The 24,883-nt window shown below is 40.2% G+C and carries 18 protein-coding genes and 1 other RNA gene; all 19 read right to left on the bottom strand.

What is annotated here, in order from left to right:
- Positions 1-197: 197 nt before the first annotated feature.
- Positions 198-980, bottom strand: coding sequence for a basic amino acid ABC transporter substrate-binding protein (locus EO121_RS03120; RefSeq protein WP_127160360.1), 783 nt, complete (start codon positions 978-980; stop codon positions 198-200).
- A 295-nt stretch (positions 981-1,275) separates the two neighbouring features.
- Positions 1,276-2,517 (bottom strand): RNA polymerase sigma factor RpoD, encoded by a 1,242-nt coding sequence (rpoD, locus tag EO121_RS03115; protein WP_127165939.1) that lies wholly within the window; start codon positions 2,515-2,517, stop codon positions 1,276-1,278.
- Between the two features lie 21 nt (positions 2,518-2,538).
- On the bottom strand, positions 2,539-4,302 hold the full coding sequence (gene dnaG, locus EO121_RS03110; protein WP_127165937.1) for a DNA primase: 1,764 nt from the start codon (positions 4,300-4,302) through the stop codon (positions 2,539-2,541).
- A gap of 205 nt (positions 4,303-4,507) precedes the next feature.
- Complete coding sequence (gene rny / locus EO121_RS03105; RefSeq protein ID WP_370447203.1) at positions 4,508-6,091, bottom strand: ribonuclease Y; 1,584 nt, start codon at positions 6,089-6,091, stop codon at positions 4,508-4,510.
- Between the two features lie 106 nt (positions 6,092-6,197).
- Positions 6,198-6,701 carry a regulatory protein RecX gene (locus EO121_RS03100; RefSeq protein ID WP_127165935.1) on the bottom strand — a complete coding sequence of 168 codons (504 nt, stop codon included), beginning with the start codon at positions 6,699-6,701 and terminating at the stop codon, positions 6,198-6,200.
- Positions 6,701-7,810, bottom strand: coding sequence for a recombinase RecA (recA, locus tag EO121_RS03095; protein ID WP_370447199.1), 1,110 nt, complete (start codon positions 7,808-7,810; stop codon positions 6,701-6,703). The genes EO121_RS03100 and recA overlap by 1 nt, the downstream gene beginning before the upstream one ends.
- A 4-nt stretch (positions 7,811-7,814) precedes the next feature.
- The gene (locus EO121_RS03090) at positions 7,815-9,050 is read right to left on the bottom strand and encodes a competence/damage-inducible protein A (protein ID WP_127165933.1); all 1,236 of its coding nucleotides are present in this window, start codon (positions 9,048-9,050) and stop codon (positions 7,815-7,817) included.
- A 12-nt stretch (positions 9,051-9,062) separates the two neighbouring features.
- The gene (gene rimO / locus EO121_RS03085; RefSeq protein ID WP_127165931.1) at positions 9,063-10,403 is read right to left on the bottom strand and encodes a 30S ribosomal protein S12 methylthiotransferase RimO; all 1,341 of its coding nucleotides are present in this window, start codon (positions 10,401-10,403) and stop codon (positions 9,063-9,065) included.
- Positions 10,400-11,443, bottom strand: coding sequence for an ABC transporter substrate-binding protein (locus tag EO121_RS03080; RefSeq protein ID WP_127165929.1), 1,044 nt, complete (start codon positions 11,441-11,443; stop codon positions 10,400-10,402). The genes rimO and EO121_RS03080 overlap by 4 nt, the downstream gene beginning before the upstream one ends.
- A 30-nt stretch (positions 11,444-11,473) precedes the next feature.
- Positions 11,474-13,435 (bottom strand): YgiQ family radical SAM protein, encoded by a 1,962-nt coding sequence (locus EO121_RS03075; RefSeq protein WP_127165927.1) that lies wholly within the window; start codon positions 13,433-13,435, stop codon positions 11,474-11,476.
- Between the two features lie 18 nt (positions 13,436-13,453).
- The gene (locus tag EO121_RS03070) at positions 13,454-13,900 is read right to left on the bottom strand and encodes a helix-turn-helix transcriptional regulator (protein WP_062400958.1); all 447 of its coding nucleotides are present in this window, start codon (positions 13,898-13,900) and stop codon (positions 13,454-13,456) included.
- 53 nt (positions 13,901-13,953) lie between these two features.
- Positions 13,954-16,680, bottom strand: coding sequence for a DNA translocase FtsK (locus EO121_RS03065; RefSeq protein WP_127165925.1), 2,727 nt, complete (start codon positions 16,678-16,680; stop codon positions 13,954-13,956).
- A 116-nt stretch (positions 16,681-16,796) separates the two neighbouring features.
- Positions 16,797-18,095: a replication-associated recombination protein A gene (locus EO121_RS03060; RefSeq protein ID WP_127165923.1), complete on the bottom strand. Its 1,299-nt coding sequence runs from the start codon at positions 18,093-18,095 to the stop codon at positions 16,797-16,799.
- Between the two features lie 278 nt (positions 18,096-18,373).
- Positions 18,374-18,546, bottom strand: a non-coding RNA gene (ssrS, locus tag EO121_RS03055) — 6S RNA.
- Positions 18,547-18,644: 98 nt separating this feature from the next.
- Positions 18,645-20,441, bottom strand: a complete 1,797-nt coding sequence (gene aspS, locus EO121_RS03050) for an aspartate--tRNA ligase (RefSeq protein ID WP_127165921.1) — start codon at positions 20,439-20,441, stop codon at positions 18,645-18,647.
- Position 20,442: 1 nt separating this feature from the next.
- Positions 20,443-21,717 carry a histidine--tRNA ligase gene (gene hisS, locus EO121_RS03045; RefSeq protein WP_127165919.1) on the bottom strand — a complete coding sequence of 425 codons (1,275 nt, stop codon included), beginning with the start codon at positions 21,715-21,717 and terminating at the stop codon, positions 20,443-20,445.
- Positions 21,717-23,333, bottom strand: a complete 1,617-nt coding sequence (gene hemZ / locus EO121_RS03040; RefSeq protein ID WP_127165917.1) for a coproporphyrinogen dehydrogenase HemZ — start codon at positions 23,331-23,333, stop codon at positions 21,717-21,719. The genes hisS and hemZ overlap by 1 nt, the downstream gene beginning before the upstream one ends.
- Complete coding sequence (locus EO121_RS03035; RefSeq protein WP_127165915.1) at positions 23,326-23,817, bottom strand: Fur family transcriptional regulator; 492 nt, start codon at positions 23,815-23,817, stop codon at positions 23,326-23,328. Before EO121_RS03035 ends, hemZ begins: the two co-directional genes overlap by 8 nt.
- Entirely contained in the window at positions 23,810-24,880 is a 1,071-nt protein-coding gene (locus tag EO121_RS03030; RefSeq protein ID WP_127165913.1) for an AI-2E family transporter, read from the bottom strand. The genes EO121_RS03035 and EO121_RS03030 overlap by 8 nt, the downstream gene beginning before the upstream one ends.
- Positions 24,881-24,883: the final 3 nt, after the last annotated feature.

Here is a 24,883-nt window from a genome sequence, read left to right as displayed (position 1 = left end):
ATATGTCTATTTTATTGCAACAAAAAAATGTTGGTGACTACTCTTATATGAGTAGCCCCAACATTTATTATAGAGCCCAAACACAAAAAGACCGCAACATGTTCCTGAACAAACCTAACCACTGTATCAGTTTGAGAAGGAATATGTTGCGGTCTTCCCTTTGCTAGTAAATTCTCGCTACAGGCTACATAGCAGAACTATTTTGCGAACCATTTGGAGTAAATTTTATCATACGTTCCATCTTCACGCATTGCTTTCAAAGCTTCATTAACTTTATCACGTAATGCTGTGTTAGATTTATTGAATCCTAATACGAATGGAGGTGCATCAGTGCCTTCTCCAACTAATTTAAGATCTTTATCTGCACCTTGTTTCAAGTAGTACATAGCCACCGCTTGGTCGATGATAGCACCATCAATTGTGCCGGCTTGCAAAGCCATGAAGATATTGCTATTAGAATCCATTTCTTTTACATCTGTACCAGGGATTGCTTTCGCCATTTCCACAGGAACTGTACCAATTTGAACACCTACACGTTTATTAGCAAGGTCATCCATTTTTTTGATATCTGTATTATCTTTACGAACGATAGTGATAAAACCACCTTCTTTAAAGTATGGCTCAGAGAATGCCAATGCTTTTTCACGTTCTGGTGTAGCATTGATACCCGCTGCGATCATGTCAATATTACCAGATTGTGTGGCTGGAATTAACGCATCGAACCCCATGCTAACAAACTCTAATTTTAAACCTAAACGTTTTGCTACTTCTTCACTTAAATCCACATCAAAACCAATGTATTTATTCGTATTTTCTTCTGCAAATTCAAATGGAGGGAATGTGGTTTCAGAACCAACTTTCAACACCCCTGCTGTTTGTGTTAGTTGCGCTTCTTTTTTATCGCTACCACAACCAGCTAGTAAACCTACACTAAGAACAGCCGTACATAGGATAAGACCTATTTTTTTCATGCTAATCATAATTACCTCCCATAATATATTCACTACTTATGATTATTTATACATAAATTATACCACATAAATATTAAATAGCAAGTATCTTTTATAAAATTCCTATTTATAAGTATACCTGTCTCACTCTAGAAAAGGAATCCCATGTAATAACTACTCATAAAACAGAGGAAAGTTGAAACAAAGCATCAACTTTCCTCTGTTAACATTCTGTTATCTATAGAGGATATAACATATATCCTACTTAAGACCTTGTGACAGAACCTTACCCTTGGTAATACCTATTGATATACAGTATTCAGTATTATAAGAAGTCTTTAATTTTATCTCGTTTACCACGATTACGCAACTTCGTTAAGGCTTTCCCTTCAATTTGACGAATCCGTTCCCGTGTTACATTAAAGAATTGACCGACTTCTTCCAATGTACGTGGTTTGCCATCTTTCAAACCAAAGCGTAATTCTAGCACTTGTTGCTCACGGTCTGTTAAACAACTAAATACTTCTACAATTTGCTCACGTAGTAAGATAAAGCTAGCCGCATCATCTGGCGCCACTGCATCCTTATCTTCTAAGAAGTCGCCTAAATGGGAATCTTCTTCTTCCCCAATCGGTGTTTCCAAAGAAACTGGCTCTTGAGAAATTTTTTGAATTTCACGCACCCGTTCTACGGTAATACCCATACCAGCTGCAATTTCTTCTGGACTTGGTTCGCGACCTAAATCTTGTAATAATTGACGTTGAATACGCACTAACTTATTAATCGTTTCTACCATATGTACAGGAATACGTATGGTTCTAGCTTGGTCAGCAATAGCTCTCGTAATAGCTTGACGAATCCACCATGTAGCATACGTAGAGAATTTATATCCTTTTGTGTAGTCGAATTTATCAACCGCTTTGATAAGGCCTAAGTTACCTTCTTGAATCAAGTCCAAGAACAACATACCACGGCCCACATAGCGTTTCGCAATACTAACCACCAGACGCAAGTTAGCATCGATCAATTTTTGCTTTGCACTATTTCCTAAGCGCACTTCTTTATAGGTAGCACCTTCTGCATTGCCTGCCTCAATTTGTTGCGCCAAAATAATTTCTTCATCACCAGATAGCAATGGAACACGACCAATTTCTTTTAAGTACATGCGTACTGGATCATCGATATTCATCCCTTCAGGAATGGATAAGTCAAGATTAATCTCTTTTTCCTCATCGTCATCTTCCTCAGTGATATCGATGTCACTACTTAAATGCTCCACATCTACATCTACATCTACATCAACTTCCACTTCAAGATCTTTATGCAACAGTTCATCATCATGTAAGGTCAACTCAGTTGCTGACTCATGCCCATCATCTGGAATGACTTCAATGTTCAAGTTATTGAACACTGCATACATACTATCTAACTGTTCTGCCGTTACCTCTACTTGATCTGAAAGTGCATCAGAAATTTGTTTTGACGTAATGACACCATCTCGTTTTGCTTCTTCTAATAAAACCGCTATAATCTCTTGCACTTGCGATTGTTTCTTCTTCTTTGCCACTGTGCTCTTCCTTTCACTACATCAAGACCACTGTCTAATTAATTCCTGTAAATCCTGACACATTCGTAATTCTTCTATAAACCTAGGATCATTAGCCCGACTCAATTGATCTGCTAAGCGACTATGCTCCTTATATTGATTGCGAAGGGATTTTAATCGCACGCTTCGAATTAAACTGTGCAACAATTCCTCATCCATTTCTCGGCCAATCAAAACCGACCATTTGCCAAACATATGCCAAGATTCCGCATCTAAGGATTCCTCTAATAGGATATCTGACAAATTTTCCCCTTGGGCTACCAACTCGCCTATCTTTTCATAATAAGTACTATACATTGGGTGGGTAAAATCTTCCACCCCTATATATTGGCTTACCAGGCTATATATATCATTATCCTTACCTACCCAGTACAGCAATTCTTCTTCATCTGTGAAAGTCTCCTTGGGCACATTCATGGCCTGCTGTTTTAATTCTATATTTCCTTGTCGAAGAAACTGTCTAAAGTAAGTAATAATGGTGCTCACATCTAACCATAATGGTAGTGCCAAGGCTTTTAAATATTCATCACGACGCACTTGGCTTTCATGACCCGCAATGAAGGGGAATATATCTGCCAAGACAGCCCTCTTTCCTTCTACTGAATTCGTATCGTGGCTGCTCAAGCTTTCATTTAATAAAAACTCAAAATCTCTTGGCGATGTATCCACCAAGTCTTGCCACGCTTGAGGACCATGATTCTTGATAAAATCATCTGGATCCTTTCCATCAGGCATAGATACTACCTTAACAGAAAATTCCGTATTTTGCAACAACTCAATAGCACGCTTAGCTGCCGTACGACCTGCCCCATCCATATCATAGGCAAGAACAACTTCTTCTGCCTGACGCATCAATAGTCGACCGTGGTCTTTCGTATAGGCCGTACCCAACGATGCCACTACATTCGTAATACCTGCATTATGACAGCTCAGTACGTCCATATACCCCTCTACAAGAACAGCCTGTTTCTTTTCACGAATGCTACGGTAGGATTGATAAAAGGCAAACAATAAATGTCCTTTATTAAATATTTCCGTTTCCGGGGAGTTCAAATATTTCGGGTTACTATCGTCAAGAACACGACCACCGAAGCCCAACACACGCCCCTTTCCATCCATGATGGGAAACATCACACGCTTTCTAAAATAATCGTATATCTTGCCTTGCTCATTTTTACGGCACAAGCCTAATTCTAGCAATACATTAGGGTCCACCCCTCGACCCGTAAAAGCACTATATAGCTTATCCCATCCATCAGGAGCAAACCCTAATCGAAACTTTGTAATGGTCTCCATGGATAGTCCACGTTTTAATAAGTAGTCTAGCCCCTCTTTTCCCAATTCTGTTTTCACCAAACAATTATGAAAGAAATTCGTAGCTAGTTCATTCACCTCATACATAGCTTCTAGCCGAGCCATGCGTTTCCTCTCAGCTGACGATACAGTTCGTTCTGGCAAAGCAATGTTGGCACGATTGGCCAACCGTTCAATGGCCTCAGGAAATGTTAAGTTATCATACTTCATCAAGAAACTGATGACATTCCCCGATTCTCGACAACCAAAGCAATAAAAAAAGCCCTTTTCAGGGGTCACACTAAAGGAAGGCGTCTTTTCATTATGAAATGGACAACAACCCCAATAGTTTTTCCCTTTCTTCTTCAGTGGAATATGCTCAGAAATGACAGATACAATATCATTGGCATTTTTGACTTGTTCAATTATGTCATCATTGAAAAACTTGCTCATGTCCCTCTCCTAAGCTATGTACTACCGTGTATGCATCAAAATATAGCGTCTATGTATACGTTCTCTATCTATACTATTCTACATAAACAAAAAAACTCCTACTTGGAAATACTTTCTTTTTCTTCACATTATATATGCAATTCATATATAGTGTGAAAAAAAAGAAGTTAGAGCAGCCAAAGGCTGCTCCAACCACTTATGTAGACTATTTTTTCGCGTAATCTACGACTCGTGTTTCACGAATAACCACAACTTTAATTTGTCCTGGATATTCTAATTCATTTTCGATTCGTTTAATGATGTCACGCACCAACAAGTTCGCTTCCACATCATCCACTTTATCTGGTTTTACCATAACGCGAATCTCTCGACCTGCTTGGATCGCAAAGCATTTTTCAACACCTTCAAAAGATTCAGCGATTTCTTCCAACTTAGATAATCGTTTTAAATAATTTTCTAATGTTTCGCGTCTAGCTCCTGGTCGTGCTGCAGAAATAGCATCTGCTGCCGCTACCAATACAGCTTCTACAGATTTAAACTCTTCATCACCATGATGCGCACCAATACAGTTTTGTACTAATGCACTTTCATGATATTTTTTAGCAAGATCTACGCCAATTTCCACGTGAGATCCTTCAATTTCATGTGTTAAGGCTTTACCCAAATCATGTAATAAACCGCCTCGTTTAGCCAGTACTACATCGCAACCTAATTCCGCTGCCATCATACCTGCTAAATGAGATACTTCCACAGAGTGTTTTAACACATTCTGTCCATAACTAGTACGATATTTTAGTCTACCTAAAGTACGAATTACTTCTGGATGTAAGCCATGTACATCTGCTTCAAAAGTAGCTTGCTCACCCGCTTCTTTAACGGTATTTTCCACCTCACGGCGTGCTTTTTCAACCATTTCCTCGATACGAGCTGGATGGATACGTCCATCTACAATGAGTTTTTCCAAGGCAATTCGTGCTACTTCACGGCGAATTGGATCAAATCCGGATAAAATAACTGCTTCTGGTGTATCATCAATAATTAAGTCGATACCCGTCAACGTTTCTAACGCACGAATATTACGGCCTTCACGACCGATAATACGGCCTTTCATCTCATCATTTGGCAATGTTACAACAGACACTGTAGATTCTGCCACATGGTCAGCCGCACATCGTTGAATGGCCATAGAGATAATTTCTCTGGCATTCTTTTCCGCCTCTTCTTTTGCTTGTTGCTCAAGATCTTTAAGCATCACAGCAGTATCATGACGAATTTCTTGTTCTACTTTTGTCAGTAAAATTTGTTTTGCTTCATCGAATGTTAAGCTAGAAATGCGTTCTAACTCTTCCATTTGTTGTTGATGTAATACTTCGATTTTTTCTTCCGCTTTTTCTAGATTGCGTTCCTTGTGATGCAAGGACTCTTCTTTGCGTTCAATACTGTCTAGTTTTTTGTCTAATTGCTCTTCTTTTTGTAAAATCCGTCGTTCAAGACGTTGTAATTCATTACGTCTGTCACGATTTTCTTTATCCACATCAGCACGCAATTTATGAATTTCTTCTTTTGCTTCCAGTAACGCTTCTTTTTTCTTAGACTCCGCTAAGCGCTCGCCATCAGCAACAATACGTGCAGCTTCTGTTTCCGCTTTGTTTAGCTTACCTTCTGCAATATTGCGGCGCAATAAATAGCCTACTCCAAGACCAATTAATACCATGACTACGGCAATAATGCTGTATTCTAAAATCGTGTTCACCTCCCACTTGCATAAAAAAAGGAGAAGTCGATACATCCGCTTCCCCGGTTTCTCGCCCATTTTGCTTTCAAATTTTATTTTGCTTATTATTAAGGCTATTTTAATTTTAGTTCATACACCGTGGAATGTCAAGACAAAGCCCCTACTCTAAGTAGGGGCCCCATTCATAACAAATAGATTGAATTGTACTCACTGCGAATCCACGATTCTTTAGAAAATAAATTATTTTTTTCTTACTAAACTTATCTTCTTCGCCCTCTTCGATGGCTGCTAACCGCTGCTCATCGGATATGTGAAATCGTTGATCTAATAGTTTTACCGCTACCGACCATTCATCATAGTCATCTAATACATAAGATACAGCAAGACCTCGTTCCCGCATTTTTTCACGAATATAATAGATACTATACTTTTCTGCCTCCATATAGGCACGCAACGCTTCAACCGACAATTCTTCATCGTCTAAGTACGATAAGGATAGAAGTTTTTTTTCTACATCGTGAATCAGTTCACTAGGCACAGAACGTTGAGACAGTTTTCGTCTCAGCTCTAGCGTACTTAAGGACCGTGGTCCTAATAGCCGCAAAGCTTGTTCCATGACCGATGCAAAAGTCCACTCCTGCTCTTTCGATGTACGAAATGCCATTATTCCATATCCACAGTTTCAGTAGTTGCTACTTCATCCACTTCTTCATCATGACCAAGTACATTCAATGGTTCTGCTGCTAATGTATCACGAATGATAGAGTCAATTTCTTGAGCAATTTGAGTGTTTTCTTTCAAGAATACTTTGGCTGCTTCTTTACCTTGACCCATACGTTCCCCATTATAGGAATACCAAGCACCAGATTTTTTGATGACTTCAATATTCGCACCGATGTCAATCAATGTACCTTCATAGGAAACGCCTTCACCGAACATCAAATCAAACTCTGCCACTTTGAATGGAGGAGCTACTTTATTTTTCACAACTTTTACTTTTGTACGGTTACCGACATGTTCTTTAGCAGAAGTCAACGCTTCCCCTTTGCGTACATCTAAACGAATCGTAGAGTAGAATTTTAAAGCACGGCCACCTGTAGTTGTTTCTGGGTTACCAAACATAACGCCCACTTTTTCACGCAATTGGTTAATAAAGATAATAACCGTTCTAGTTTTACTGATGGAGCTTGTTAATTTACGTAATGCTTTACTCATCAAACGCGCATGTACCCCAACGTGAGCATCTGTCATTTCACCATCAATCTCTACTTTAGGTGTTAAGGCCGCCACGGAGTCCACAACAATTAAGTCTACTGCACCAGATCGTACCAAAGCCTCTGTAATCTCCAAACCTTGTTCACCATTATCTGGTTGGGAAATCAACAAACTATTGATATCTACGCCTAATTTTTTCGCATACACTGGATCCAACGCATGTTCTGCATCGATGAAAGCAACGACACCACCATTGCGTTGTGCTTCTGCTGCTGCATGTAAAGCCACCGTAGTCTTACCAGAAGATTCTGGTCCATAAATTTCAATAATACGGCCCCGTGGGAATCCACCTACACCGACGGCCAAATCCAAGGCCAATACGCCTGTAGAAATGACTTCAATGTTCATTTTATCAGCCGCTTCGCCCATGCGCATGATCGCACCTTGACCAAAATCTTTTTCAATTTGTTTTAAAGCCCCTTCTAAGGCTCTCATACGATCTTCTTGAGATCCGCTTTTCATATCAATTGCTGCTTCTTTTGCTTTATCCTTTGCCATTGTTCTACCTTTCTATTAATTCTTTATATACATATTGAATCGCTCGTTCCGCTACACTCTTACGGATACTGTCACGATCCCCTATAAATATCTCTTTATGTACAGTAATACCTCGTGGTGTACCAATGCCGATATACACAAGACCTACTGGTTTTTCTTGACTGCCACCACCGGGACCTGCTATCCCTGTGGTCGCAATGGCATAATCTGTACGTAATACACGAAATACACCTTCAACCATTTCCTTAGCCGTTTCTTCACTGACAGCACCATATGTTGCCAATGTCTCTGATGATACACCTAATACTTGTTCTTTCACCGCATTTGCATAGGAAATCACACCACCCTGATAATATCCACTGCTACCACCTAAGTCAGTCAATATTTTTCCTACTAGGCCACCTGTACAAGATTCAGCAGTTCCTATGGTAACGCCTGTTGTTAGAGCCACCTTGTGAAAGTCTTCCAACACCGATGTATCTAAACTACGGATACCTTCCAAGCGTTCTAATAGGATAGACCTCCATGGTCCTAGCTTTTCCTGACAGTCTTCTTTTGATTCGCCTTTTGCAGTTAAACGAATTTCAATATATCCTGGTTTGATCAATAGTGCTATGGTTGGGTTCTGCTGATTCTGAATCAAGTCTTGCAATAAAGTCTCTAGTTGCATTTCACGATATCCATACACAGCATACCGTTCAGAATAAATCATTCCTTGCTGTCCAAAACGTTGCTCTAAAAAAGGACTCACACTTTCTATAAAAGTTCCTTGTAATTCTGATGGAGGACCTGGTAACAATACATATACCGTATCATCCTGTTCCACTACCACTGCTGGTGCCACACCTACTGGATTATGTAGTATCTTTGCCCCTTCTGGCAAATACCGATCTCGGTCAGATGTGTAAGGTTTCACCCTACCTTGTTTCTCATAAAAAGAATCTACCTCACAACCTGCTTCTTCGTGAAATACCAAAGGTAATCCTAGCGCATCTGCCAAGGATTTTCGAGTTATGTCTCCTTGGGTAGCTCCTAAGCCACCAGAGCTAATCACAATATTTGCTCGCTCCCCTGCTCGTTGAAATACCTCTTTCATACGCTCAGGATTATCCCCCACTGTCGTTTGATATGCCACAGAATAGCCACGATTGTTCAGTTCTTCGCTGAGCCATTTTACATTTGTATTGACAATATGTCCTAGTAATAATTCTGATCCTGTAGAGATTAATTCTACGATCATGCTATCACCATCCTATACAGTTTCTACTACCACGTCATAAGCGAAACCTTGTGATACTTTTACAGTCACAATATCGCCATCAGAAAGTCCTGTTACATCTTCTACATACATGTTACCATCTACATCTGGAGCCTGCATTTGCAAACGCCCACGAGCCAAAAATTTTCCCGGCTCTACTTCATCGATGGCTTCAATTAGGCCTTGATGAATCGTTCCCTCTAAGTCACGATTATGTTCCTCTGAAACTTGTGCTTGAATCGCCATTAATGTATGGTACCGCTCTTCTTTTACTTCTTCAGGAATTTGGTCTTCCATCATACCTGCTGGTGTACCATCCTCTTGAGAGTACGTAAATACACCCATGTGGTCAAATCGAATATCTTTGACAAAATCTGCCAACTCTTGGAATTGTTCTTCTGTTTCTCCAGGGAACCCAACAATAAGGGATGTGCGCAATGTAATATGCTCGCTGCGATTGCGGATTTTATGTAACAAGGCTACAATATTTTCCCGCGTATCCTTACGGTTCATACGTTGTAACACAGTATTGTTAATATGCTGTAGGGGCATATCGATATACTTGCACACCTTTGGTTCTGTCATGATGGTTTCTAGCAATTCATCAGAGAAATGTTTTGGATACAAGTACAACATACGAATCCATTCGATGCCTTCAATCTTCGCCAATCGTTTCAACAACTCTGAAAGTAACGGCGTACCATTGTTCAAATCAGCTCCATAATACGTTGTATCTTGAGCAATTAATACTACTTCTTTCACACCTGCTTCTGCAAGCTGTTGTACTTCTCGTTCAATAGACTCCATAGATCGACTGCGATAGGCCCCACGTACTTTCGGAATGATACAGAACGTACATCCATTATTACATCCTTCAGAAATTTTTACATAGGCACTGTAGTCCGGTGTCGTCATCATACGTGGCATGCCTTCATCATACATATTTGTCATACTATCCATGATACAAATACGTTGACCTTGTTGAATGGCCTCCACAGCTTCCATGATACGATTCCAAGATCCTGTTCCAATGAGGGCATCAATCTCTGGAATTTCAGTAAACAATTCTTCTTGATATTGCTGACTTAAACAGCCCGCTACGATAAGACCTTTACAGTCCCCATATTGTTTATATTGACCAGCCTCTAATATAGTATTGATCGATTCTTCTTTTGCTTTCTCGATAAATGTGCATGTGTTGATAATAATAATTTCTGCTTTTTCTAACTCTTCTGTAATTTCATAGCCATTATCTTGTAACGCTCCTAGCATCACCTCTGTATCCACCAAATTCTTGGCGCAACCTAAACTAATGTAACCTAACAACTTACTCATGGTGTATCCTTTCTAAAACGCACTTGTCGTATCCATTCTTGTAATATCTTATCTTGCTCTTCTTTCACAATCTCTGCATTCCATAACACGAGATGATTGCCCTGTCGGTCTTTATGAGATTCCACCGTTTCTCTGGTTGGCAAATAATACCTATCCCCCTCTTTCAATACAGCTTGTACCCGTTCTGAAAGTAGCCAACTTACAAACGCTTCACTTTCACCAACATTACTGGATCCTTTTAGAATCCCTACGCCCATCAAATCATAAGGAGTACCTTCCCTAGGATATAAAATCGTCAAAGGATATTTATGAATCTCATATAATTTGGCATCCGAATAATGTCCTACACTGACCTGTACATCTCCAATAGCAGCCATGCGCACTGAAGATGGCAAGGCTTTTGCATACTGCACAATACGTGGCCGCAAACTATCAAAATAGGAGATAGCACCATCTAGTCCATAGATAGCACCAAAACTATTCAATAAAGTAGTGGCCGATGCATCGGCTACAAAATCAGTGACCGCTATACGCCATGGGCCCGTATAAGCTAAGGAAAACCAAGTGTTAACATATTTCCCCTGACTGCTATAGAAGGTATCGTGTAAGGCTAAGACATAAGGATCATACCATATCCCTACCCATTGCTCATCCGGACCGTGGAATACTGTATCTACCGAATACGTTAAAGTGATTGGCAATCTACGAAAGGCTCCATGCTCAACACCTTCACTGAGATTGGATTTTGTAGAAATCACAAGATCCCCTTGTTGCTCTGCTTCTGGTAAAGCTAACCGTGTACCCATTTGGTTCTGCGGTATGGGAATAACATGTACTCTTACTTGTGCCTCTCTTTCGTAGGACTGTCCTATAGCCGTCATGACTTCAGGGTCCCCATCTGTATAGATAGTAATTTCTGCTCTTGTAGAAATCACACGTTGATCCACTTGATCTTGTTTCATATCATTAAGCCACAAGCCTACACTAAACATACCTACTACTACAAGTACATACACCATAAGCAATCGTAACCGTTTCATAGATTCACCTCCTTTACCTATTAGAGATACCTAACCAAAATTCCTTTTTTTCATGCCTTTATTTTTTCGATTTCCTATACCAATTTTAGAACCACTATTTGTACGTCGTTCCCCTTGCACAGGCCCTTTTCCTCTATTTGTCGCTTTCACTCCACCCTTAGCTGAAGTTCTAGTACTATCAGATTTTGGTGCATTCCGTTTTATACATCGCGGAGGAATTAAGCATAATGGTCCAAAACCGATTAAATCTCTGCGATTTGCTTTGATTAAGGCTTCTTTTACTAATTCGTAATTATCTTCTCGTTTATATTGCATCAAGGCTCGTTGCATAGCTTTATCTCTGCCTTTTTTAGCCACATACACAGGCTCACCTGTAAGGGGATTGATTCCTGTGTAATACATGGCAGTCGATAAGCTACCTGGGGTAGGAATAAAATCTTGCACCTGTTCTGGAGTCATATTTTGATCTCGCAAAAACTCTGCCAATTCAATAGCATCTTCTAATGTACAACCTGGATGAGAACTCATAAAATAAGGCACCAAAAATTGTTGTTTACCTAATTTGCGATTCGCCTCATCAAACCAAGATTTAAATTTTAAGAAGTAACTTTTATTGGCTTTCCCCATGATGGTTGTTACATGCTCGGATACATGTTCAGGGGCAACTTTTAATTGACCACTTACGTGATGTTCGCACAATTCTCGAACGAAGTCTTTGTTATGATCGTCCAATACATAGTCATACCGTAACCCAGAGCGAACGAACACTTTTTTTACGCCTTTTACATTACGTACTTTTCGCAAAATGCTCACATAGTCATCATGATTCGTATTTAACTGAGGACATGCTTTGGGCGCAGCACATGTTTTCCCCTTACAGGCACCTACTTTTAACTGTTTATCGCAAGCAACATGACGGAAGTTTGCCGTAGGGCCTCCTACATCGTGAATATACCCTTTAAACCCATCCATGGTAGTCATGCGGCGAGCCTCATCTAAAATCGACTGATGACTACGATTTTGAATAATTCGCCCTTGATGGCTTGTAATCGCACAGAAAGAACAACTACCAAAACAACCACGATGGCTAGTAATACTAAACTGTACTTCTGCTAAGGCAGGTACTCCGCCAGCCGCATCATACATAGGATGCCATTTTCTCATATAAGGTAAACTATAGACATGGTCCATTTCTTCCTGTGTTAATGGTAAGGCTGGGCTATTCTGCACTATATACCGATTACCATGCCCTTGCACCACTGTTTTCCCATAGTATGGATCTTGCTCATCAAATTGCATTTTAAAGGCTTTAGCAAAGACTTCTTTGTCTGCTGATATAGCTTCATACGATGGGCATTCAATAGCATTCTCCGGCACTGTATTGGCAACATAACAAATCCCTTTGATGGCAGGTAATCGTTTTTGCAATTGGTCTTTATCTAAGGCTTCGGCGATTTCACGGATTTGCTTTTCTCCCATACCATAGATAAGGACATCTGCCTTACTATCCATCAAAATAGAGCGGCGCACCGTATCGGACCAATAATCATAATGGGCAAATCGTCGCAAACTGGCTTCAATGCCGCCAATAACAACAGGAACCCCTTTAAAAGCCTCTCGCATACGATTCGCATACACCACCGTAGCTCGATCTGGGCGCCGCCCAGATTCGCCACCTGGAGAATACCCATCATCACGGCGATGTTTCTTGGCTGCTGTAAATTTATTGAGCATACTATCTAAGTTGCCTGCTGTCACTAGGGACGCCAATCGAGGCTTTCCTAATACCTTAAAGGCATTCACATCATTCCAGTCTGGCTGAGCAATGATACCGACTCGATATCCATAGGACTCTAATAATCTACCAATTACAGTAGGTGCGAAGGAAGGATGATCCACATAGGCATCTCCGCTGATAATGACAAAATCAAGTTCAGCCCACCCTCGTTCGTCCATTTCTGCTTTTGTAGTAATTAAATATTGTTCTTTCATTGTATTCCTTATACTGTATTACACAAAAAATAGCCAACCTAAAAACAGAATAATCAGCAGCAAAATACCACCTACTACAAATCGTTCTATCATCATCGTTTTTTGTCGTTTTGCCTTACGACTTTCATAGGTTAACCGTTGTTTCGGCGCCTCAATCAATTCCTGTTCTCGAAAGGCATCAGCCTTCTCTTGTTCTTTTGATACCATTCTGCGTTTGGGAATCGTCAAGGATTCACCCATTCTATTTTTAAAAGTATCCACCAATCGACGACTATCTAAGCCCAGTAGTTCACTATAGTTTTTGATGAACCCTTTGGTGTACACACTACCTGGAATACGACTAAACTCATCATGCTCCAAGGCATGTAGGTAGGCTACTTTTATATGTAATACATCTTCAATTTGTTCTAATGTTAAACCGCGTCGTTGACGCTCACGTCTAAGTTCTTCGCCAATCGATGCCATAGAACCTCCTATACGTATAGGTGCCATCTACATAACGCAAATGGCACACTACTCTAATCTACTGTAAAATTTGGGAAATATAGTTCTCTAATTTGATCTTCTCCCATTAAAATATCGCGACCTTTACTACTATTCGTAGGAGGTCCAATAATTTTCATATCTTGCATAGTATCGATTAAACGACCGGCTCTAGAAAAACCAACTCGTAATCTACGTTGCAAAATAGAGGCTGACGCACTACGTTGTTCTAGTACAATTTGTACAGCTCGCTCCAACAATTCATCTTGTTCCTCATCACTGCTGACGGCATCAGAACTTTCAGCACCTTTATCTGTTTCTGCCATCATCACTTCATCATATTCTGGCTGACCCTGTCCTTTGACAAAAGCAATCAATTCTTCCACCTCTTCATCAGAAATGAAGGCCCCTTGAATACGAATTGGTTTATTCGCTCCTATAGGATTAAATAACATATCGCCACGACCTAATAGACGTTCTGCTCCTGCTTGGTCCAAAATGGTGCGAGAATCAATTTGAGTAGCCACTGTGAAAGCAATACGACTCGGCACATTAGCTTTAATTTTGCCTGTAATCACATCCACCGATGGACGTTGTGTTGCCAATACCATATGAATTCCTGCGGCACGTGCTTTTGCGGCTAATCGATCAATGGATTCTTCCACATCTGGATTGGTCATCATCAAATCAGCTAACTCATCGATAATAATTAAAATGAGAGGCATCGATTTGGTTGGATTTTGCTTATTATAGCTAGCCACGTTACGCACGCCTGCTGTGGCTAATGTCATATAGCGGGCATCCATTTCACGAACTGCCCACCGTAATACAGCAGCCGCTTTATTCATATCTGTTACCACTGGCAACATCAAGTGTGGAATACCGTTATACACAGATAACTCTACCATTTTAGGGTCTACCAAAATCAATTTCACTTCATCTGGCTTACGACTAAACAAGATGCTAGAGATCAATGTATTGACACAAACAGATTTACCAGACCCCGTAGAACCTGCCACCAATAGATGTGGCATTTTAGCCAAGTCCGTAATAACCGGCATATCTGCAATATCTTTACCAAGGCCTACCGGAATACCACCACTCGCTTGTTGGAACTCTTCACAGTCCAATACATCTCGTAAATGAACAGAAGACACATTTTTATTAGGAATTTCAATGCCTACTGCAGACTTTCCTGGTATAGGTGCTTCCATACGAATATCAACGGCTGCCAAGCTCATTTTTAAATCATCTTGTAAACCCATAATTCGGCTTACTTTTGTCCCTTTCGCAGGTTCTAATTCATACCGTGTTACCGTTGGACCTTGGGTAGCATTCACCACTTTTGCTGTAATACCAAAATTATCTAATGTTTCTTCTAGCAAGACTGCATTATGAGCCACTTCTTCACTGGTTACAGGATTAGATTTTCCCTGTGAAAGCATCGTCAACGGAGGATATTGATAAGGCTTTTCTATCGTCCTAGGACGCGCCACACCATCCGTGTTCACAGCTACTGCTGCAGTATCTTCTTTCGTAGTTTCAATGGTTGGTACTTCTACCAAGGACCCTACATAATTAGTAGTTTGCAAAAATGATGGTGGAGTTATAGGTTCCAACTCGGTAAATACCTCTGTAACATGGGGCTCTTCATCTACATCTGTAGTATATATCTCTCCTGATGTATCCTCTGTAGCTGCTTCTGCACTATCTACCATCGGAGGTGCCTCTACTGATTCTACTTCGGAAGCACTCGTCACTACTTCATCTTCACGGATATGAGGCTCCGGAATATACGCTTCTTCATCCTCATAGTCTTCCATAGGAGGCTGCATAATAGTCACATCTTTACTAGGCTCCATGGCTTCTAATTCTGCTGTATCTATCATTGAGTCTGATGGTTCCATAGACTCTACATCGACTACACTAGGTTCCGATACTTCTACCGTCGTTGTATAGTCCATCTTGCCCTGAATTTCTGCAACTGTATTGGGTTCCACTTCTATTTCATCAGATGAGGCTTCTGTTTTAGGGTACCTCGTATCCTTTTCACGATCATAGGCCTTACGACGTTCTTCTCGCCACTCCTCTTGCCATTCATGCACTTGCTCACGAATAGCACTAGCTGTTTCTGTAGCTTTTTCTTGTGCTATTTCAAGTCCTACACTAGCCTTGTCTTTCGCTTTATGCAATCCTTCACGTAGTGACAGTTTAGTAATTCCTAGTACACAGGCAATACCTATAATTGCAGATAATAAAATACCGCCCACATCTCCTACTAAATTTCTAAACAGAGACCCTAGTAAACCACCAACTACACCACCATTCTCTGTTAGTGTTGTGGTACTTAGTTCATCACCATTATTTACTTTCCACAGTACCAGTTGTACTAATACAACCAATAACACTCCTGTATATAGCAACCCTTTTCTCGTAATCGCTGCTAAAGATCCTTTATATAGCCAGCACCAACCATTATACAGAACCCATAGGGCTACCACCCAACCGCCTAGGCCAAACCCATAGGAAAAAATACCACTAATAATACTGCCCCATATGCCAGTTTCCACTCCAGCCATGCCGATAAGAGCCAGTATGGCAAAGCCCATAAGAACTAGGCCTTTAATTTCACTCCGAACACCTTTCGTCTGTGCCTTGGCCTGTTTCGTTGCACCTGTTTTACTTTCCTTTAGGGGAGTAGATCGTTTCGATTGTACCTTTTGCCCTCCTCGTGAGGACCTACCTTTCTTTTCCTCTGCCATTTCTAACTCCAAAATTCCGTTTCTATCATATACCTTAGTACTTTATTATACCATTTCCACCTATGAAAGTATATCGAATATCCTCAAAAACAATACTGTTCTCCCTGTGGTAATCCTCATCGTTTACGGTCTTCCCAGACTTTCACAAGTTCACGTTCACGACCACGTTCCAAAGGGTTATAAAATTGCTCATCCACCAACGCATCCGGCAAATATTGTTGCACCACATAGCCATTCGGATAGTCCTGTGCATAGCGATAGCCAACTCCATGTCCTAATTGTTTAGCACCTCCATAATGAGCATCTCGTAAATGTTTCGGCACCTCACCTTGCTCCTTATGGCGCACCGCATGGATAGCTGCATCAATTCCTAGGTAGGCACTATTGCTCTTAGGTGCTAAAGCTACATATACAGCAGCCTCTGATAATATAATGCGCGCCTCTGGTAGGCCCACCATATGGGATGCTTGGGCCGCTGCATTTGCCACTACCAAGGCTTGTGGATCTGCTAGTCCTACATCTTCTGCCGCACAAATAACGATGCGTCTAGCAATAAATACAGGATCCTCTCCTGCCTCAATCATACGAGCTAAATAATATAGCACCGCATCTGGATCAGAGCCACGCATACTTTTAATGAAAGCAGAAATTACATCATAGTGATTATTCCCTTTCTTATCATATCGATACACTCGTCGACCTAGTACTTTTTCTACAGTTTCTATGGTGATTTCTCCACCAGATCGAACCATTGCTCCCACTTGCTCTAGAATATTCAGAGCCATACGGGCATCTCCATCTACAAAGCGGCCAATATCCTCTAACAGATCATCTGTCACCATTAATGCTTTCTTACCTAGACCATACTCCTCATCTGTTAAAGCACGACGTAAGATAGCCACTAATGCCGTAGCATCTAATCGCTCTAAGGTAAGCAAACGCAATCGAGATAAAAGAGGTCGATTCACTTCAAAGAAAGGATTCTCTGTGGTAGCACCAATTAAAATAATTTGACCACTTTCTACAGAAGGTAACAATACATCTTGCTGACTTTTATTGAAGCGATGAATTTCATCTAAGAATAAAATTGTACGTTGTTGCAAGGAATTACGAATCCGTATCGCTTCTTCGATAGTACTACGAAGTTCACCAATTCCCACATTGGTCGCATTAAGCATGACAAAACGGCTACTTGTCAGTTCCGAAATAATTTTTGCTAACGTAGTCTTACCTGTCCCCGATGGTCCATATAGCAATAAGGAGGGTACCTTATCTTCTTCAATCATGGAACGAAGAAATGTACCTGGCCCTACCACTTGTTCTTGTCCAAAGAAATGGTCCAATGAACGTGGTCGCATACGCACTGCTAAGGGTTCAAATGGATCCACTGGTTCCATATTCTCAAACAAATTCATCACAACACCTCCCTATATCTACCATCATATATTGACAACTGCCACCCTGCATGCACTAGTACAAACATATATACTTATACCTAGTTGATGCCTAGACTTCCTTATTGGTACTCTTAATAAACAATTCCTGTATCGTTTGCACACTCAGCTGAGCCACAAACTTATAGAATCCTCATTCTACGACAAATACTTTCTGCACTTTATTATACATACATCTAGTTATATAGTCTATATGTTCTTATTAATACAAAAAAAATAAACCACCATAAGGCGGTTATAAAGACCCCACTATGCCGTATCCATACCGTGTTTTGATCCTGCAAGGGCAGGTGGGTTTCCTCCTTGTAAGATTACAGTCCTCGTAGAGGCAGAGTGCCCTTACAAGAGTGAGAATCCCTAAGTTAAAATGTTGGCTCAAAACTGCGATATAACACGCACATAGCAGGAATTTCTTTACCCATAGTATAGCAGAAAGGAACAGGCATTTCAAGAAGAAATACACCGTTCCTCACCTTACAAGTATAACAATTTTCTATTGGACAAATTCAGTTATACTAGCCTTTCTTTTGTTACATCTGTTTTGATGTGTAATTCACGCAATTGTTTTGGCGCTACTTCAGATGGAGCTTGGCTCATCAAGTCGGACGCACTTTGTGTTTTAGGGAATGCAATCACGTCACGAATGGATTGACGTTTCGCCATCAACATAACAAGACGATCTAATCCGAACGCACATCCACCATGTGGAGGGGCACCGTATTCGAAAGCATCTAACATAAAGCCGAATTTAGAACGACTTTCTTCTGTGCTTAAGCCGATCGCATTGAATACTTTTTCTTGTACATCAGATTGGTAAATACGGATGGAACCACCACCGATTTCCACACCATTCAATACCATGTCGTAAGCGATGGCTTTCACAGCACCTGGATCAGTAGCTAACAAATCCATATCTTCTTCACGTGGAGATGTGAACGGATGATGCATTGCCACAAAGCGTTTATCTTCTTCGTCGTATTCAAACATAGGGAAGTCAGTTACCCACAAGAATGCCAATTTATTTTCATCGATTAAACCACGGCGTTTACCCATTTCAAGGCGTAATTCACCAAGAGCTTTCGCAACTACAGCTGGTTTGTCCGCAATCATCAATACCAAGTCACCTGGCTCTGCGTTCATTTTTGCACCAATATTACGAACAGTATCTTCACCTAAGAATTTCATGATTTGAGATTTGATCGTGCCATCTTCATTGAAACAAGCCCAAGCCAAACCTTTGGCACCATAGATGCCTACGAAGTTTGTCAAATCATCTAATTCACGACGTGGAATACCTGCATAACCTTTTACAACGATACCTTTTACTTGACCGCCATTATCGATAACGGAGCGGAATACTTTGAACTCTGTATCTTGCACACAGTCAGTTACATCTGTAAACTTCATATCAAAACGGATATCCGGTTTATCAGAACCATATTGATTCATCGCATCATCCCAAGTCATGCGAGGCATTGGTAATGGAATTTCCACATCTTGTGCCGCTTTAAATACATGGGCAATCATTTGCTCTTGCATGTTCAAGATTTGCTCTTGGTTCATGAAGCTCATTTCGATGTCCAATTGTGTAAATTCAGGTTGACGGTCTGCACGTAAATCTTCATCACGGAAACAACGAGCAATTTGGAAATATCTTTCATAGCCAGCAACCATCAAAATTTGTTTGAAAATTTGTGGAGATTGTGGCAATGCATAGAATGTACCAGGATTTACACGAGATGGAACTAAGTAGTCACGAGCTCCTTCTGGTGTACTTTTTGTCAACATTGGTGTTTCAATTTCCAAGAAACCATTGTTATCAAAGAAATCGCGCATCGCTTTTGTCACTTTATGACGCAAAATTAAGTTTGCTTGCATTTCTGGACGACGAAGATCTAAATAGCGATATTTTAAACGAATATTTTCATCTACATCGATATTGTCTTGAATATAGAATGGAGGGGTTTTCGCTGCATTCAATACACGCAATTCTTCACAGTACATTTCATATTTACCAGTTGGTAAGTTAGGATTCACAGCTGCTGCATCACGTTCTGTAATTGTACCGCGTACGCACAATACATATTCATTACGTACATCTTCTGCTTTATGGAAGGACTCCATATTGTGATCAGGAGATGCCACGATTTGCACAACCCCAGAGCGGTCACGTAAATCAATAAAAATCAATCCACCATGGTCACGACGGCGCTCTACCCAACCGCAAAGAACCACTTCTGTTCCTACTTGTTCTGCACCGATAGTCCCACAATGATGCGTACGGTGTAAACCTTTCATAGTTTCCATTCTAATTTCCTTTCACTAACTCAGTTATACGGTTTGTAATCTCAGCTAAGGACACCGTTTCTTGTTCAGATGTATCCATATATTTTAAGATAACCTTACCTTCAGCTAATTCATTATCACCAATTATAATAACATATTTTGCGTTAATTTTGTTAGCATACTTCATTTGGCTCTTCATAGATTTACCAGAACCTTCCATTTCTGCCTTCACATAGGCATTGCGCAAAGTATTCGTAATTCTGAAAGCCTCTTTTTGTGCCATTTCTCCTAATGCTACTACGAAGACGGAATCTTCTTGTGTTGGCTCTGGTAATAAACCTTGTTTTTCCAATGCCAACAACAAGCGCTCCATGCCCATTGCAAAGCCTACCGCAGGTGTATGTGGACCATCTAGTTCTTCTACAAGACCATCATAACGTCCACCACCAGCAACTGCACTTTGAGACCCCAATGGAGTATATTGTACTTCGAAAGCAGTTTTCGTGTAATAATCTAAGCCACGAACCAAGCGTGGATTTAAGCTGAATTTCTCGCCAGCGGCTGTTAAGTATTCTTTCACGTGATGGAAATGATCTTGACACTCTTCACATAAGTTTTCACTTAACTCCGGAACACCTACTGCCAATTGTTGGCATTTTTCTTCTTTGCAATCCAGGATACGCAATGGATTCTTGTATAAGCGACTTTGACACAGTTCACATAGTTCTTCTTTTTTTGGTTCAAAGAAAGCAATTAATTTCTCTCTATACGCAGGGCGACAAGTTGGACAGCCTACAGAGTTTACTTCTACATTCAAATCTTTTAGACCTAAATCGCGCAATAATTGCAATACTAGGGAAATACATTCTGCATCAGCACTTGGTGCTTGTGTACCCAACAATTCTACCCCAAATTGGTGGAATTGACGATACCGACCTGCTTGTGGCTTGTCGTGGCGGAACATAGGTCCAATATAGAACCATTTTGTAATCGATTCTTGACCATAAATTTTATTTTCCAAATAGGCACGAACCGCAGACGCAGTTCCTTCTGGACGCAATGTATAAGATTGATCTTTTTTATCCCCTGTAGGAAAGGAATACATTTCTTTTTGCACGATATCTGTAGTTTCCCCAATACCGCGTAAAAATAAGCCCGTTTCTTCAAACATAGGCGTACGAATTTCTTCAAATCCATAGGTCTTACATAATCGACGAATGGTATTTTCAATATAGTACCAATTTCCAAGAACACTTGGCAATAAATCCTGTGTTCCTCTTGGTTTTTGAATAGCCACTAGCTGTCCCTCCAATGTTCATTACTTAGTAAAGTACGTTTCTCTAATAGTCGTTGTATATCTTGAATATACGTATCTACATCTTTCGGCATGTATTGTTTTTGTTGCCTAAAATCACTGCCACCTATCCATTTAGACACACTACCAGGTCCTATGGAAAGTATGGACTGACGTTCTTCTATCATTTGTATATTATAGATACTTTCATAATTTGGTAAGGTGTAGCCAATGTTCTCCATTTGCCCCACCATGTATTGTTGACGATACATATAATACGGTATATAGCCTAGTTGCAGCAAAGCTTCATGAGTTTCATCTAACATGGTTTGCACCACATCTTCAGAAGGAATTTCATTGGCAAAGCAACTCCCATATAATGGGCTCCCCTTTTTCAATGCTAACGTATGAATCGTTACATTATGAGGACGTAACTGCTCAATGTATTGCACATTCTCTTCCATATTTTTTACTGTTTGACGTGGTAATCCTGCAATAAAATCCATATTAATAGAGCAATCTGTATGTCTTGCCACATAGTCATACATGGCTAGAAACTCTGCTACGCTATGACCTCTGCCAATGATACGTAACAACTCATCCTGCATCGTTTGAGGATTCAAGCTAATCCTAGTCACACCAGCATCTACAATAGATTGAACCTTGTTAGCATTCAATGAGTCAGGACGGCCTGCTTCTACAGTAAACTCACGGCCCTTTGGAATCACAGTTCCCAATGCATGCACAATATGGTGAAAATCTCCATCTTCTAAACTAGTGGGAGTTCCTCCACCCATGTATAACGATTGTACCTCTAAACCATGTGTTTTAACAAGTCTTTTCATATGTTCTATATCACGATGATAGACATCTACAAAGTCCTGTACCTTTCCATAGTTCTGTATGAGTCCATAGGGGAAGGAGCAATAGGTACAATGAGTTTCACAGAAAGGTATGCCACTATACAAACTGATCGCCTTAGGAGATTGTTGTACATGTGCCACATACGGGCGTTCCAACACTGCCACTTGCTCTAATAATTTCCACTTCACATGGCTAATGCTATGAGTGCTTTCCAGCTCTTGCCGAACTCGGTCTATATCACCTAAAGAATCCCATAATTTATGGGTCAACTTAGTAGGACGTACGCCTACTAAGGTGCCCCATAAACTAGTCCTCACACCCAATATACGCCTAAGCTCTGATAAGACTTCTCTGCCTATCACTTTTCGCCCATCTACAGTATCTTTTCCTGAAAGAGACCATATATGGACATACTCTGGGTATAATTCTGATGGTCCCTGTATACTAGTCTCTAACAATTCATGCTGTATCGTCGTATGGCAGAACATCTTGACTATCATACACTTATCAACATAGTCTAAGATTCCTTCAGTACCTGGTGATTTAGAATCGTCTCGGTCCCTCACAATAGCGTCACTTTGCATAGCTGATCTTGGCTCTTGTTCACATAGTAGAGATGCCACTATTCCACTATACGATACATGGATGATAAAGTCTGGATTTTCTTTCGATGAAAATAGTCCCACTGCTCCGCACTGGTGTGCTATGACGGACCCTAACTCTTGAGGCCCGTCATACCAGTATGTATTATGCATGTTCTTTTTCAGCTTCTAAAGCCTTTGCCTCTTCATGACAATCGCTGCAGAAACCATATACTTTTAATTGATGATCAGTTGTGTGGAAGTTTAATTTTTTAGCAATAATAGACTCTAATGTTTCCAACATATCATCTTCAAATTCTTTCACACAACCACATTTCACGCAGATTAAATGATGGTGAAAATGAGCTAGTTCATCGCTATTCAACTCATAACGATTACGACCATCACCAAAATCCAAACGTTTCACTAAGTCTAACTCAGTAAATAAATCCAATGTACGATAAATCGTAGCTAAACCAATATCTGGATTATTCTTTTTCACCAAAATATATACGTCTTCTGCACTTAAATGTTTTTCTTCTGCTTCAATGAAAGTTTGCAAAATAATTTGACGTTGTGTTGTCAATTTGTATTTTTTATCTTTAATACGTTCTTTCAATTTTTCCATTGTTGCTTGTACTTCTGTTGCTTTATCCATGATGTTCCTCTTTCTGTAATACATAATATCTATTAAAATACCATAAGCGTTTCGCTATAATTTGCGCGATAGCTGTCAATGGTACGGCTGTCATCATGCCGATCATACCAAAGAAATAACCACCTACAAAAATAGCAGTAATAATCACTAATGGGGGAAGATTAATGACATGCCCCATAATCTTGGGCATGATGATTTGTCCATCTAGCACTTGCAATACACCATAGGTAATGGCCACTTTCACCGCTAGAGGGCCGCTGATAACAGCAGCTAAAATAATGGCTGGAGCCGCACTAATAAAGGGTCCAATAATTGGAATCCATTCCGCAATACCTGCGAGCACCGCCAACACAAGGGGATATGGTAAATCGTACATATAACACACGATGAAGGTAAGACAAAACATATTGCTTGCTAACAATAATTGTCCTCGTAAATATCCACCTAACGTGCGAAGAATGTCATTCACCACTTCTTCTAGATGAGCTGATGTAGGGCTAGAAAAAATATCTAACACAGCTCGTTTGATGGTGCGTCCATCTTTCAATAAGTAGAATGTTAAAATCGGTACCAATAATAATTGTAATAAGGTACTAGCAAAGGACACGATGGCTAGTACACCACGTTGTGCCAAGTCTACACCATAATTACCAATTTTTATCAAGGTAGTGTTGATAATTCCCTCAAATTGATGAGGTATAATACTTTCCCCATCAATACCTTGTAATCCTTTCACCACTGCTACAAATTGATCTAATACATATGGTAAATTGATTAATAATTTAGTTAATTCGCCGATTACTGGTACCATTACATATCGCACCAACAATGTAGAAATCAATGCTACCACGATAAATGATGGAATGATAGCAATCCATCGTGGACATTGTTTCCAATACCGTCTTGCATACGTTTGCGTCATATTGACTAATGGCCATAATAGCAATGTTAATATGACCGCAATAATCAAAGGAATAACCACTGGTAAGGCGATTAACAAGCCAATACTAGCTAAAATCAGTAAAATACAACGTAACCAATACTGTATGGATTTATTTCCCATCCT

The organism is Veillonella sp. CHU732, assembly GCF_003992085.1.
Taxonomy (GTDB): Bacteria; Bacillota; Negativicutes; order Veillonellales; family Veillonellaceae; genus F0422.
This window is presented reverse-complemented; position numbering and strand designations above follow the sequence as displayed.